This window comes from Legionella pneumophila subsp. fraseri (assembly GCF_000586315.1).
Lineage (GTDB): Bacteria > Pseudomonadota > Gammaproteobacteria > Legionellales > Legionellaceae > Legionella > Legionella pneumophila_B.
In genome coordinates this window covers 18,801-33,478 of sequence record NZ_JFIM01000026.1, presented here as the reverse complement: position 1 = coordinate 33,478, position 14,678 = coordinate 18,801, and the positions used below count along the sequence as shown (strand labels likewise).

Below are 14,678 nucleotides of genomic sequence, written 5' to 3'. Positions count from 1 at the left end.
AATTAGTATTAATCAATAATCATTTTATGGAAATTGTAGTGTGAACTATCGCTCAGATATTGATGGCTTAAGAGCAATTGCTATTTTATTTGTTTTATTTTTTCATGGAGGCTTAACTCTTTTCCCCTCCGGGTTTATTGGGGTTGATGTTTTCTTTGTTATTTCAGGATTTCTCATTACAAGCATCATTGAAAAATCTTTGCAAAATAATCATTTTTCTTTTATGGAATTTTACAGCAGGCGATTATGGAGATTACAGCCTGTTTTTATTTGTTTGATTGTTGCTACTACCTTGGTTACCCTGTTTTATTACCTGCCTGATGACTTGATGCTTTTTAGTAAAAGCGCTCGCAAAACGTCTATTTTTACGTCGAATGTGTTCTTTAAAAATGTAACGAGCGATTATTTTTCTCCGGATAGTAATCAATTGCCTCTTCTGCATATGTGGTCTTTATCCGTAGAATGGCAATGTTATTTTATCTTGCCGCTTGGACTTTATTTGCTTTATCGATTGGTCAGTCAACAACATCGAATCAAGATAATCTATTTGTTAACCATCGTTTTTTTCGCCTTATCCATGTATTACTCTTGGAGTAATCCTGCAAAAACTTATTATCAATTTTCCAGTCGTATCTTTGAGTTTTTAATTGGTGCCTGTGTTGCTTCCACTTCAAGGAGCGACCGTTTTTTGGTCAATAAATATGTATTAAATTTTATAACTATTTTGGCTGTTCTGACGCTGTTTTATATCGCAATGCATCATGACATCAATATAGGTTTTCCCAATTGGTATACTTTAATTTTATGCCTTGCAACGGCCATACTGATTGCCGCCGGACAACAAGAGCCGCAACCTATAGTAACTTATGCTCTTTCATTAAGACCTCTGGTGTTCATAGGATTAATTTCCTATTCCTTGTACATTTGGCATTGGCCTGTATTGGCTTTAATGCGCTATTTAAACATTGAAGAGTCTAATTTGGTCCTTTTGGTTACTTTTGGATTGATATTTTTTATCGCTTATCTTTCCTGGCGATTTATTGAAAAACCAGCAAGGAAATTGCATCGAATCCGGTTTGGCTATACCGTGGTTTGTTTATTGATTATGCCGGTTATTGTTACTCACTTGAGTGATTATCTGATTAAAAGGAATGCGGGGTACCCTCATCGTTTCAATGAAGCTATTCAGGTTTATGCGGAGTTAAACAGGTACAAAAATCCCCAGAGACCTTTGTGTTTGGAACGCAAAAATATCGAAATCAATCATCAATGTGTTCTTGGAGCAAAAAATGCGGACAGTCGAACCGGCTTTATGATCGGTGACTCTTATTCCAATCAGCACTGGGGATTTATGGATACGCTGGCAAAAGAGGCTAATGTATCCATTTTGGCTCACGCAACGGTTGCTTGTCTTGCTTTGCCTGGAATATATCAATTTGATTGGAATATTAAAAATAGGATATACCAGGAATGCCATGATCAAACGGATCGTTATTTTAATATGATTAAAACCAACCATTATGATTATGTTATTTTAGGCCAAAATTGGAATGGTTATTTTGGTGATAGAATTATCAATCAATTGAATGATGGTCGATCTCAAGGGCTTTCTTTAAAGCGCATTGAAAAGGCGTTGGATAAGGCTTTGCAGCTTATTATCGCTTCAGGAGCGAAGCCTGTATTAATCAAATCAATCGCACTGTCTAAGGGAAATCCTTACAATTGTTTTTTTGAGCATATCAAGCTGCATAAAAAATACAATCCCGAGCGGTGTGATTTTAACCTGGATGTCAGTGAACAGATTTGGTTCGATAATTTGTTTGCAAAAATGCAACGAAAATACAAGACACTGGTCATTATTGACCCACGAGTGGCTCAGTGTCCGTCCGGGGTGTGCAAGGTAGATATCAATGGCATTCCTGTGTTTCGTGATTCAGGGCATATTACTGATTACGCTTCCTATCATTTGGCCAAATTATACTTACAGAAGCATAATAATCCCTTAGTGAGTTGAGATAATCGGATGGATTAATGGAGCGCGACTAATACAGACATATTATTCGCGATCCAATAGTCTGAGGGCGTAATTTCCAGAGTAAAAAAGTACCTAGTCTTCCTTGGCAGAGTAATCACAACCTTCGCGAGGACAAAGAATTTGACGGCCAAATTTTTTGCTTTCTTTTAAGGTTAAGATTGGCCATGCGCATTTAGGGCAAGGTAAATCAACAGGTTCATTCCACAGAGCATAATCGCATTTTGGGTAATTTCCACAAGAATAAAAGATTTTGCCTTTCCTTGATTTTCGCTGCAGAATTTTTGCCTGGTTGCATTTAGGGCATGTGACTCCGGTATCAGAGGGCTTTTCTAAAGGCTCCATGTGCTTGCATTCAGGATAATTGCTGCATCCAATAAATTTTCCATAGCGACCGGTTTTAATATGCAAAGCTCCATGACATAAAGGACAAGCTCTGCCTTCCACGACTTCAGGTTCTGCTTTTTCTCCTTCTGGATTGCTTATGTCCTGAGTGTAATCGCAATCCGGATATCCTGTGCAGCCAATAAATCGCCCTCTCTTGCCAAGCCTAATGGACAATGGCTTTTGACATTTAGGGCACTTTTCATCCAGTAATTCCGTGGTGACATCCTTTCTTTGCACTTGTTCATCTATATTCTGAATTTGCTGGACGAAAGGTTGCCAGAACTCTTCCAGAACAGGGATCCAATCCTTTTCTCCACGCGCGATGGCATCGAGTGTGTCTTCAAGGCCAGCGGTAAACTGATAGTCGACATAGCGAGTAAAATAGTTGGTTAGAAATCGATTGACAATTCTACCCACGTCAGTGGGCAAAAAACGTTTTTTTTCAACTACCACGTATTCGCGCTGTTGCAAAGTATGAATGATAGAGGCATAAGTAGATGGTCTGCCTATATCGTATTCTTCAAGAGCTTTAACTAAGGTTGCTTCAGAATATCTAGGGGGTGGCTCAGTAAAGTGTTGATTGGTTTCAATATCCAATACTTTTATTTTTTCACCTACATTGAAAGCAGGTAAAATTTTATCTTCATTGTCTTCGTCTTTAGAGTCATCTCGTCCTTCTTCATAGACAGAAAGGAAGCCAGGAAAGGCTACTGTTGAACCATTAGCCCTGAATATATTCCCTTTACCGCAACTAAAATCCACGCTCACCGTATCCAGGATGGCATCAGCCATCTGGGAGGCTACTGTACGTTTCCAAATTAGGTTATAGAGTTTAAATTGATCGCTTGTCAGAGAGCCCTGCACCATTTCTGGTGTTCGTTTGATAGAAGTTGGCCTAATGGCTTCGTGTGCTTCCTGAGCGTTTTTAGATTTAGTCTTATAAATTCTGGGAGAACTTGGGCAATTATCTGCCTTATAACGATGAGTAATATAATCGCGTATTTCATCAATTGCTTCCTTTGCCAGGTTGACTGAATCAGTACGCATATAAGTGATTAAACCCACTGTTCCTGTACCTATATCAATCCCTTCATATAATTGCTGAGCGACCATCATGGTTTTACGTGCTGTGAAACCTAATTTTCTGGCGGCTTCCTGTTGTAAGGTAGAGGTAATAAAAGGAGGGGATGGTTTACGTTTACGTTGTTTTTTATCAATTTGAGTAACTGTTAAAAAGCCTTGTGCTTGTGCTATCAGCTGCTTTTTTATTTCATGGGCTTGTTCTTGTTGAGTGACTGAAAACTGTTGGAGTTTCTCATCGTTATAATGGGTCAGCCGTGCTTCAAATTCGGTGCTGGCATGAGCGCATTTTGCGATTATTTTCCAGTACTCTTGAGCAATGAAACGTTCAATTTCCTCTTCTCGCTCAACAATTAACCTAAGCGCAGGACTTTGTACTCGCCCGGCAGATAATCCTCGTCGAATCTTCTTCCATAGCAAAGGGGACAAGTTAAAGCCAACCAGATAATCAAGGGCGCGTCTGGCTTGTTGGGCATTTACCAAATCCATGGAAATGGATCGAGGATGATTAATTGCATCCTGGATTGCCGCTTTTGTAATTTCATTAAAAAAGATTCGATGCACCGATTTGTCTTTTAAAAGATTTCGTTCCTTCATTAATTCAAAAATATGCCACGAGATAGCTTCTCCTTCTCGATCAGGGTCTGTTGCCAGCAGCAGAGAGTCTGATTTCTTAAGAGTTTTCGCTATTGTGTCAATATGTCTCGCGTTTTTTTCAATAGGAACATAAGTCATGGAAAAATGTTCTTCAGGGTTTACTGACCCTTTACGAGCAGGCAGGTCACGCACATGACCATAAGACGCTAACACGTCATAATCATTTCCTAAATATTTCTGTATTGTTTTAGCTTTCGCGGGTGATTCAACGATCACCAAGTGTTTACTCATATCAAATAAACCTTATCCTTTATGGGTTGTGTGGCTCACTAACAGTTCATGAATGGGTTGATATCAGTACACTCATTAATTAGTGAATTGTCAATTCATCTTCTGTTTGGTATAGCACAAGATCAAGAAAAGTTAACTGCTCTTCATTCAAGGTGGATGCCAGAGCATTTCTTATAGTCCATTTTGTTTCTTGCAAGGTTACAATACGAGATTCAGAGAATTGTAGTTGATTAATTATTGATTCAAATTGATCGATATCGATGATATTCCATAATTTCATGCGCATTAGAAATTGATAGCTGGCTTTTGTCAGTTTCATTTGCTCATCGTAAGTAAAAATACGCGTTGATTTATGTTGAGCGGATTTGATAAACAATGATTGCTCTTCAGTACTTAAAAGATCTTCTTCAAGCAATTGATTTTGGGAGTCCTGATCATTGGATTTATGGCTTTTTTGGAGTTGAGTAAGACTTTTTTCAAACAAATTCAATAACATTTCAAATAAATTATCTTTCATATTCACACCTTATATAGCCACCGGGAACTGCCATAACAGCCCCTTTCAATTCTAGTTCAGCCAGTCCACTCGTGACTTGTTCCATGCTATATCCGCTACGAACAATGATTTGATCTATAGCCGTAGTTTCAAAACCAATGAACTTTACTAGGTTTTCCTTACCGCTGGCAAGGGAAAAAATTGGTTTATTAGAAGCGATCTGATGGTGCTCTATTTTTAGCTCATCGAGAACATCAGTCACTGAGGTTACTAATTTTGCACCTTGTTGCAATAAGTGGTGGCAGCCCCTGGCTAACGGGTTATGAATCGAACCGGGAATAGCCAATACATCTCTGTTTTGTTCCACAGCCATTCTCGCTGTAATTAAAGAACCGCTTTTAATTGCCGCCTCGATAACCAAAATGCATAATGATAGACCGCTTATTATACGATTTCTGAGTGGAAAATGTCCAGCGATTGGCGGACTTTTTAAAGGAAATTCACTTAATAATAAGCCATTCTCGGTAATTTGCTCCGCCAATTTTAAATGTCGACGCGGATAGACGCAATCAATTCCGGTACCTAAAACCGCTATTGTTTTGCCACCTGCTTCCAGACAACCTAAATGGGCATGGGCATCAATTCCTAGGGCCAAACCACTCACTATGGTTACCCCATACCTGGAAATCTCACTGGAGAATGCCCGAGCATTTTCATTCCCTGTCACAGAAGAATTACGACTTCCAACAATTGCCAGACTAGTTTGTGTCAAAGCAGAAAGTTCGCCTTTTGCATATAAAATAAAGGGAGGATCTGCGATTTCTTTGAGTAATGCAGGATAATAGGGGGAGTCCCAAGTTACAATATGATGATTTTCTGATGAATTGAGCCAGTCCAAATCAGCTTTTATAAAGTCCTGGTCAAAATTTTTTATGGTTTGTGCCAGTAAAGGTGGTATGCCGGCTTGTTCCAGTTCAGCACTGGACAGTTGAAACATAAGATTTAAATCAGGCCATCTTTTTTGTAGTTTTAATACAGTCCTGGGGCCAATTTTTTTCATCCTGTTTAAGGCGAGGAGGGGTTGCAGATTACTCATGGGTTCGTTACTGTATCTAATAAGTGAATGGCGCGTGTGGATCTTACTATCAGGGCATAACTTGCTTTTGTGAAAACACGAAACACCATGGCTTCACCAAGACGCTCTTGCGGTAAGGTAATAGGTCTAAGATGATTTTGGGGATCATTGACAATACGTTCCTTGCCATAGATAGCCAAAACATCTCCCGGTTTCATTCCGGATGTTTCTCCAAGATTGATGATGATTACTCCTCCTATAGCCTCTTGTGTATTTCCAGCGGGCATATTGTCAGGCATTTCAATAATGTATCCCCTGACTTGTCTGGCAGGAGTTTCGGGCTCGAAATATAATTCAAATTCAGGGTGGTTATTAATCAATACCTTATCATTGATTTTGATGCCTTGATTGATGCTGGTCAATAAAACCGTGGCGGGTTCGCCGCCAGCAACCAATTCTCCATAACCGACCAGGACCGCTTTATAACCTAACAATTCATGGGTTATGGGATCAAAATAATTTCTACCTCCCCTGAAGATAGAGTATCCTATAGTCCCTCCTTGAGGCATTTCTTTGGAGGGATGCAAGCCTCTGACATAAATTTCATCTCCCTGGCCGCCAAGCATCCGCTCACTCATGAGCGCTACCACATACGGTGCTCGACTTAGGACATTAACATCCAGGATTAACGATTCATCCAAAAAAGGTTTGATATCTCCTAATGGAATTGGTGGTACGGCGTCTTCCTGGGGTGTCACTCTTATATTGGGGGAAAGCTTGATTGTTCCATTAGACAGGACTCTGAGATAGGGAATGTTTTGATAATACTCTAAAGCGAGCACTGCGCCAGGATATAAGCGATCGGGATTTTGAATCTGCGGGTTTGCGCGCCATAATGCTTTCCATTCCCAGGGATTATTCAAATAACGGCTGGAGATACTCCATAAGGTGTCTCCTGGTTGTACAACATAACGGGATGGAGAATCTGGCCTTAGGCTTAAGGCATGAGCAATGGATGATATGATGAAACAGAAAATGAGGAGACAATATTTCATGCATCAATCCCTTTAGTTGAGCCTTAGCATCTTGCAGCATTACCGTATATCGGGGATAATATCATGATTAATGTGCAGAGAACTAGATAAACAATGGCAATTCGCAAGATTCTTTATTTACCTGATGAACGGTTAAGAAAAATAGCTAAACCAGTAGAGACCTTTGATGAGAGTTTACAGACATTAATCAATGATATGTTTGATACAATGTATGATGCTCGTGGAGTGGGGCTTGCCGCGCCGCAAATAGGAGTCAGTTTGCGTTTATCTGTCATTGATGTCGTTGGAGATAAAAAAGAGCAGATAGTTATTGTTAATCCTGAAATAGTTTCTTCTCATGGCGAAAAAGAATTTGAAGAAGGTTGTTTGTCTGTCCCAGGGGCTTATGATACCGTAGTCAGAGCTGAAAAAGTCACAGTGAAGGCATTGGACCGGTTTGGCAAACCGTTTGAAATAACGGGTGAAGGACTGCTTGCCGAGTGTTTACAACATGAAATTGACCATATGAATGGCAAATTGTTTGTCGATATGTTGTCTCCATTGAAGAGAATGATGGCTCGCCGGAAATTGGATAAATTCAAGCGTTTACAAGCCCGTAAACCATGAATGGATTAACTATAGTTTTTGCTGGAACTCCGGAGTTTGGCTTACCCTGTCTGGATGCTTTAATTCAATCAAAGCATCATCTCAAGGCCGTTTATACTCAACCCGACAGGCCGGCTGGCCGAGGCCGTAAATTACAGGGGTCTCCTGTAAAAGAATGGGCAATAGACCACCAGATATCAGTTTATCAACCCCTTAATTTTAAAAATCAGGAAGCTATCGATGAACTTTCTGCCTTAAAGCCTGATGTAATGGTCGTGATAGCCTATGGATTAATATTGCCAAAAGCAGTGTTGGAAATTCCTCGTTTGGGTTGTATTAATGTCCATGCTTCTCTGTTACCGCGCTGGCGCGGCGCTTCTCCAATACAACATGCGATTTTACATGGCGATGCTGAATCCGGAGTGACCATTATGCAAATGGATGTTGGACTGGATACAGGTCCTATGCTATGCAAGGCCATTTGTCCTGTGACTGCCTCGGATACTGCTGGTAGTTTGCATGATAAATTAGCAAAAATTTCAGTAAAACCGCTATTGGATACGTTGGAGGCTTTAATATCCAACTCAGCGCAATTTGAATTGCAAAACAATGAATCGGCGACTTATGCCGGTAAAATTAATAAAGAAGAAGCGCGAATTAACTGGCATCAGTCTGCAGTCGAAATAGATAGAAAAATTCGTGCATTTAATCCATGGCCCATTGCTTATACACTGGCCGGGGAATTAATGCTCAGAATTCATCAGGCAAAAGTCACTGAGTTCATGAGTAGCGAGACGCCGGGTATAGTGTTAAATATTGATAAAAATGGATTGTTGGTCGCTACCGGAGATAAAGCGCTGTTAGTGGAAAAGATCCAATTCCCCGGAGCGAAGGTTATTTCGGTTAAGGATTGGTTAAATTCTGGCAAAACACAATTGCATAGCGGTTTAATGTTGCAATGAAAGCAAATGATAGATTCCAGGCCTTAAAAATTTTGACGGCTCTGATGGAAAGCAGAAAAAACCTGTCCCATTTGATGTCTCTGCAAGATATATCTCCCCTGACAAAAGAAATTTGCTATGGATTTTGTCGTCATTATTTTCGTTTACAATCCATAGCCGATACTTTAATCACTAAGCGACCTAAAGATAATGAGGTATGGATAGTCTTGTTGATAGGGATTTATCAATTGCAGTATATGAATAAACCGGATTATGCTGTGGTGCAGGAGACAGTATCTTTACTTGGGCAGGTTAAAAAAATTTGGGCAAAAGGACTGGTGAATGCTGTGCTAAGAAATTTTTGCCGTCGACAAGACCCTATTCTGGAGAAACTGTCAGGAGAACCTGTTTTCATTTATGGACAGCCGAACTGGTTACTTCAGCGTCTGCAAAAGGATTGGCCAAACGATTGGCAATTCATTGCTGAAGCGAATGATAGACACCCACCCATGACTTTGCGAGTCAATGTGTTGAAAAACTCAGTTGATGAGTATCTTGATTTGCTAAAAAAATCTGGAATAGAGGCTTTTAAACACTCTGTTGCGCCTGATGGAATTACTTTGGCGATCCCCTGTGATGTGACAACGCTTCCCGGTTTTGCACAAGGTTTTGTATCAGTTCAGGATGCGGCACCTCAATTAGCAGCGTATTTATTGTCTTTAAAATCCGGGCAGCGCGTGCTGGATGCTTGCTGTGCTCCTGGTGGAAAAACATGCCATATTTTAGAGAGAGAGCCCGGTTTGGCTTCCTGTGTTGCCTTGGATTTAGACTCTCAGCGGTTACAACGGGTAAGAGATAATTTAAATCGCTTGGGTTTGAAAGCAACGATAGTGCAAGGCGATGTATCGGAACCCAAAAGATGGTGGGATGGTCATCCCTTTGATCGCATTTTACTGGATGCCCCTTGTTCTGCCACAGGAGTGATTCGACGCCACTCAGACATCAAATTATTACGAACGGATGAAGAGGTTTTGGCAATTACTCGAATACAATACAGTATGTTGAATTCATTATGGCCACTGCTTGCACCGGGTGGTTTAATGGTTTATGCCACATGCTCTATTATGAGTAATGAAAATGAATTGCAAATCGCTCGATTTGTTGCAGAGCATCCCGATTGCCAAGTGAGTGATGACAAATGGTCTTGGGGAAGATGGACTGGCCATGGTCAACAGATATTACCCGGAGAACAGGGTATGGATGGGTTTTTTTATAGCGTATTGCGAAAGGATGAAAAATGATAATTGATTGGCCTGTAATTATTGTCTTATTTTGTTTATCCATTCCTGGTGTTTTAATCGCGATGCATCGCTTGGTTTATTTTCTGTTAGCCGATAATACCGAGAGATTAAAAAAAAGATTTAGTCGTTTTGTTGTGCTGCAAACCTTATTTATGACCTTTGTCATGAGCTTTGCTGGCTCCATCTTGTCTTCACGTACTGGATTAGGCGATCCTCTCCTGGAAGGCCTCTTGCAAGGCAAAGCCAGTTTGAATGCCTTTCAAGTGATTTTATTACCTACTTTTTTGTACGCGCTTTTAGGTCTGGTTATTTTTTGTATCCTGTATTATGGTTTGGTCGGTTCCATACTTGATGAAAAAAGTTTTAACATCATGTCAAAGTTGCGGTCAAAAATAGGACTTGATGGCTGTGTGCTTTATGGAGGGGTAGTAGAAGAAGTCATTGCCAGATGGGGACTGATGAATGTAACGAGCTTTTTTGCTTTATTGTTTACGAGTCAAATTAATTCAGAAATTATAATTATTTCAATATTTTTAAGTGGATTTATTTTTGCTGTAGGCCAGCTTCCAGCTTATATTGCAGCAGGTTGTACGTCATCAAGACGATTTCTTTACTCTTTTGTATTATTAAGTCTTTCACAGTCCATACTGTTTGGTTTTTTATTTTGGCAATACGGATTGATCTCGGCAATTTTAGCTCACATGTTATTTCATTTGGGTTGGGACAGATATGAGAAATTATTTTAATTTTTATTCCCTGTTTTGATCGCAACGGAACGTTTTTTTGGCTTTTACATCTTTAAAATACGGTTAAAAAACCAGTTAAGTGTAAAAAAAATGTAAAAGTGCCAGCCCTTAATTTTGCCTTAATTTTGAACATTTATTCTGTCTTTAATGAAGATGATAATTAAAGGTTGAGATATGGCCGCGCAATTAGATCCAAGTAGCGAATTCGCTGCTTTGGTGAAACAATTACACAAGGCGCCCGATGATTCAGGATTAAAGCAAGCTGTAGTAAAGCGTTTACCTGAAATGCAGGTATTAGCTAAAACGAACCCCTTGGCTTTATTTCGTCTGGCCCAGATTTATTCGCCATCATCTTCACAGTATAAACAGATGATTTTGCAATCAGCAGCGCAAGGTTGCACGAATGCCATGCTATCTGCTTGTGAGATATTATTGAAATCCGGGTCTACAAATGACTTGATTACTGCTGCACATTATATGCGCCTCATTCAACGTTCCAAGGATTCCTATATCATTGAGCTTGGCAAGAAATTATTAGAGAAATATCCTGGCTTTGCCGAAGACTTAAAATCCAATTCTAAAGAAGTACCTTATCACTCCGCCATTCGTTTTTTTGGAATTCAAACTGAAAATAGTAAGGAAGAAGAGGCAAAAATAATAAGCAGGCCGACTGTTTAGAGTCAGTTTTTCTCGTTTGGGGATTTTTCTTTGTTGTTAGCCAAGCTCAATACAATTCCATTCTAGCTTCTATTGTGAAACAATTTCACATCCTGATATTTTTTATTTGTTTATATGCAATCCCGATTTACTTATTTACCTATTACGAGTCTGCAGGCAGGTCAGTATCAACCCAGACAAGATTTTAATGCAACTGAGTTACAGGAATTGGCTCAGTCCATTTCTTCTCAAGGGTTAATTGAACCCTTGGTTGTAAGACCCATTGCAAAAGAGCGATATGAGATTATTGCAGGGGAAAGAAGATGGCGTGCGGCCAAATTGGCGGGATTAACTGAAATCCCCTGTCTAATTGGTGACTATAGTGATAAGCAGGCGTGTGCTCTGACTTTAATCGAAAATATTCAGCGCCAGGATTTGAATTTAATTGAGGAAGCAACTGGTTATAAGCGTTTAATTGAAGAATTTCATTATCATCAGGACGAAATCGCGGCCTTGGTTGGTAAGTCTCGTAGCCATGTTGCAAATATTCTTCGCCTCCTTACCTTAACAGATAAGGTTAAACAGTTAGTTCGAGACAAAGTGTTATCTTTTGGACATGCTCGCGTATTGGTTGGCTTAAATCCTGATCAGCAAGAAATGTTTGCTCACCAGATTATTGGAGAGGAATGGTCTGTCAGGCACTTGGAGCAAGAAATTAAATCTTACAAAAATAAAGATATGGGCAGCCCCAAAAATCCGAGGAAAGACAGAGATATTGAACGACTACAGACTATCCTGGCCGAGCAAGTGGGTGCTCCTGTACAAATTATAAACGAAGGTGAGGATGGAGGCTGGTTAAAAGTAAAATTTTTTGATAATGATACCCTTGCAGGGCTTTTGGAGCGTTTGGGCTTGCGATATGATTAGCTTATTGGAACTAACTCAGAAATTGTCACTATGTATCAAACAATTCAACCTGATTTATATTGTCAAATTCAATGTTAAGGAACTTATTTAGATGAAAAGGACGTTGACTGGCGCATTCATGTGGGCAGTATGGGCACTGTCGTCTCACGCGGCAAGTATGCAGTTCGAAGTGGATAAGTTAATTAATCGGTTAAATCCCCATGTGAACCTGGGGATAGTGGTGACCGATCTAACCTCTGGCGAAACTCTGTATAAACGCAATGCAAATCGTTTGTTTATTCCTGCCAGCAATATGAAACTTTTTTCTGAGGCCGCTGCACTAATGGCTCTAGGGCCAGACTACCAATTTAAAAATCAACTCAGTACAAGCGCCAATCAATTACAACAAGGTGTATTGCACGGAAATTTGTATTTACATCTCAGTGGCGATCCTTCGTTTAGTAGAGAAGATCTAAAAACTTTGCTTTCTTCACTCAAGGATTGGAATATCACGACTATTCAAGGTAATGTGATCATTGACAGTAGCCTGATGTCTATTCCTGCCTATCCTCCTGGCTGGCTAACTGCTGATTTATCGTATAGTTATGGTGCGCCAATAGCACCGTTGATGGTCGATTCTAACCGGTTAACCATCACGGTGAACCCGGGGGCTAAAGCAGGTGATCCAGCTATTGTTGAAGTAGATGATGGAGGCGGCACAATCAATCTGAATAATCAGGCGACTACGAAGGCAAGTACTAAAGGATGTGGTGTGGGGTTTTATTTGGATCCTGAGAACAATTTAACGGTAAGGGGGTGTGTTGGATTAGGGCAGTGGGCTGTTCAACAACGTATCGCAATAAAGAGTCCTTTTGTGTATGCCCAGGGCATGATTGTGAGCGAGCTTGCCAAGTCTAATATTAAATTAAATGGGCAAGTTTTACTTGGAAGGGCACCTTCTGGTACTTTATTAATAGCCACTCGCTATTCAAAGCCAATTTCCCAACTGATGGCAGATACTTTAAAACCTTCTGATAATTTATATGCTGATAGTTTATATTTGCATGCCGCTGCCAAAATCAAGGGAAGTCCTGTGGATTGGAAGCAAGCACAACCAGTAATTAAAAACTTTTTGCAGCAACAAACAGGAATTGATTTAAAAGACTCGGTTTTCACAGATGGTTCAGGGTTATCACGTTATAATTTGGTAACCCCTGCGCAAACCATGGCGCTTTTAAAATTCTTGTATCAACGTTTCCCATTATCTTATGAGTACATCGCCGCACTACCTATCTCTGGTCGGGATGGTACTTTGCAAAAACGGTTTAAAACACCAAATCAACAAGGATTTGTGCGGGCAAAAACCGGGACGATGACAGGTATGAACAGTTTATCCGGGTATTTGTATACGGCTAATGGCCACACCTTGGCTTTTGCTATGTATATCAATAGATTACCCGGAAAACCGGCTGGCCCGGGACGTCCATTATTAGACGCATTATGCACTTATTTCCTGCAGCAAAACCCGACAAGCAGTCGACTGGCGCGGGTATTATCTCCTCATAGTCGCATTAAGTTCCAATTTAATCCTACACAAATTGAGTTACAGAGAGCTCATCAAGCCAAATGGAGGAGTTTGGAAACGGCAGTAAGACAGGTACTGAGAGGACAGGATGTGAATGTGGTTTATCGGGGCAATGAGTTAATCGTGACAGACAATCAGTCTAATGCGAATAGCGTTTGGAAAGCTTTACAGTCAATTGGCAAGAAATATTCATTCGCTGTAGCCTTGTCTTCCAAAGTGATGCCTGTTACACCATCAGGAAAACCTTTGCTTCTTTGGGTGCAAGCGCCTTGGTCTGAAAACAAGGCAGAGAGGACCTGGATAATTCGGGAAGCGGTATAATCTGAGTTTGATAATTAAAAGAAAGACTAGCCTCGTATTACAAAATGTAATGCGGGGCTCTTGCAACATTATCTCAAACCGTTTGGGCTGAGAGGCATTTATGCCGTCTCGAAGCCTTGTATGGGATTTAATATTTCGTGCCAGGGCTTCGAGACGATGCTTATGCATCTCCTCAGCCTGAACGGGCCCTGGATATCGATCATATACTCCTTATCCATTTATTGTCGCGCTGCAAACATGTCTGCGGTCCTGAACAACTGATTTTGAATTGATTTGAGCTGAAGGCATCATCAGGGATTGGGTTTTGAATGTGCTGTTCTGCCCAAAACACGATTTAAATGACGTGAAGTTATGATAAGGTCAGTTGTTATCTCGAACCGTTTGGGCTGAGGAGGCATTTATGCCGTCTCGAAGCCTTGTATGGGATTTAATATTTCGTGCCAAGGCTTCGAGGCGATGCTTATGCATCTCATCAGCCCGAACGTACCCTGGATCTCGACTGGTTCTTATGTAATCCTTATCGATATAACTCGTCAAATGGAATATTTTTTCTGCATTTGGGTTGTGCCGTATTCAAAGTGATTGTAAAAGAGCTATAATTGAGAACTGATTATTATCATAAT

General features: G+C 40.3%; 13 protein-coding genes. 9 read left to right on the top strand and 4 right to left on the bottom strand.

Annotated features, from left to right (window positions below; genetic code table 11):
* Positions 1-40: 40 nt before the first annotated feature.
* Positions 41-2,014 carry an acyltransferase family protein gene (locus CC34_RS0107235; protein ID WP_028379322.1) on the top strand — a complete coding sequence of 658 codons (1,974 nt, stop codon included), beginning with the start codon at positions 41-43 and terminating at the stop codon, positions 2,012-2,014.
* Positions 2,015-2,107: 93 nt separating this feature from the next.
* On the opposite strand, the gene topA is transcribed toward CC34_RS0107235, so the two are convergent.
* From topA to CC34_RS0107215, 4 genes are all read right to left on the bottom strand, one after another.
* Positions 2,108-4,387 carry a type I DNA topoisomerase gene (gene topA / locus CC34_RS0107230; RefSeq protein ID WP_027229115.1) on the bottom strand — a complete coding sequence of 760 codons (2,280 nt, stop codon included), beginning with the start codon at positions 4,385-4,387 and terminating at the stop codon, positions 2,108-2,110.
* Between the two features lie 79 nt (positions 4,388-4,466).
* Positions 4,467-4,904 carry a DUF494 family protein gene (locus CC34_RS0107225; RefSeq protein ID WP_027229116.1) on the bottom strand — a complete coding sequence of 146 codons (438 nt, stop codon included), beginning with the start codon at positions 4,902-4,904 and terminating at the stop codon, positions 4,467-4,469.
* Entirely contained in the window at positions 4,894-5,979 is a 1,086-nt protein-coding gene (dprA, locus tag CC34_RS0107220; RefSeq protein WP_028379321.1) for a DNA-processing protein DprA, read from the bottom strand. The genes CC34_RS0107225 and dprA overlap by 11 nt, the downstream gene beginning before the upstream one ends.
* Entirely contained in the window at positions 5,976-7,013 is a 1,038-nt protein-coding gene (locus CC34_RS0107215) for a LysM peptidoglycan-binding domain-containing protein (protein ID WP_027229118.1), read from the bottom strand. The genes dprA and CC34_RS0107215 overlap by 4 nt, the downstream gene beginning before the upstream one ends.
* A gap of 93 nt (positions 7,014-7,106) precedes the next feature.
* Between CC34_RS0107215 and def the strand changes: the two genes are divergently transcribed.
* From def to CC34_RS1000000117385, 8 genes are all read left to right on the top strand, one after another.
* A complete protein-coding gene (def, locus tag CC34_RS0107210) occupies positions 7,107-7,619 on the top strand; it encodes a peptide deformylase (protein ID WP_027229119.1) in 513 nt (170 codons plus the stop codon).
* Positions 7,616-8,560: a methionyl-tRNA formyltransferase gene (gene fmt, locus CC34_RS0107205; protein WP_027229120.1), complete on the top strand. Its 945-nt coding sequence runs from the start codon at positions 7,616-7,618 to the stop codon at positions 8,558-8,560. Before def ends, fmt begins: the two co-directional genes overlap by 4 nt.
* Complete coding sequence (rsmB, locus tag CC34_RS0107200; protein ID WP_027229121.1) at positions 8,557-9,840, top strand: 16S rRNA (cytosine(967)-C(5))-methyltransferase RsmB; 1,284 nt, start codon at positions 8,557-8,559, stop codon at positions 9,838-9,840. Before fmt ends, rsmB begins: the two co-directional genes overlap by 4 nt.
* Positions 9,837-10,586, top strand: a complete 750-nt coding sequence (locus CC34_RS0107195; RefSeq protein ID WP_027229122.1) for a CPBP family glutamic-type intramembrane protease — start codon at positions 9,837-9,839, stop codon at positions 10,584-10,586. Before rsmB ends, CC34_RS0107195 begins: the two co-directional genes overlap by 4 nt.
* 174 nt (positions 10,587-10,760) lie before the next feature.
* The gene (locus CC34_RS0107190; RefSeq protein ID WP_027229123.1) at positions 10,761-11,264 is read left to right on the top strand and encodes a hypothetical protein; all 504 of its coding nucleotides are present in this window, start codon (positions 10,761-10,763) and stop codon (positions 11,262-11,264) included.
* 114 nt (positions 11,265-11,378) lie between these two features.
* Positions 11,379-12,170 (top strand): ParB/RepB/Spo0J family partition protein, encoded by a 792-nt coding sequence (locus tag CC34_RS0107185; protein ID WP_027229124.1) that lies wholly within the window; start codon positions 11,379-11,381, stop codon positions 12,168-12,170.
* Positions 12,171-12,261: 91 nt separating this feature from the next.
* Positions 12,262-14,055 carry a D-alanyl-D-alanine carboxypeptidase/D-alanyl-D-alanine endopeptidase gene (gene dacB, locus CC34_RS0107180; RefSeq protein ID WP_028379320.1) on the top strand — a complete coding sequence of 598 codons (1,794 nt, stop codon included), beginning with the start codon at positions 12,262-12,264 and terminating at the stop codon, positions 14,053-14,055.
* A 437-nt stretch (positions 14,056-14,492) separates the two neighbouring features.
* Complete coding sequence (locus tag CC34_RS1000000117385; RefSeq protein ID WP_161499100.1) at positions 14,493-14,654, top strand: hypothetical protein; 162 nt, start codon at positions 14,493-14,495, stop codon at positions 14,652-14,654.
* The last annotated feature ends 24 nt before the right edge of the window (positions 14,655-14,678 follow it).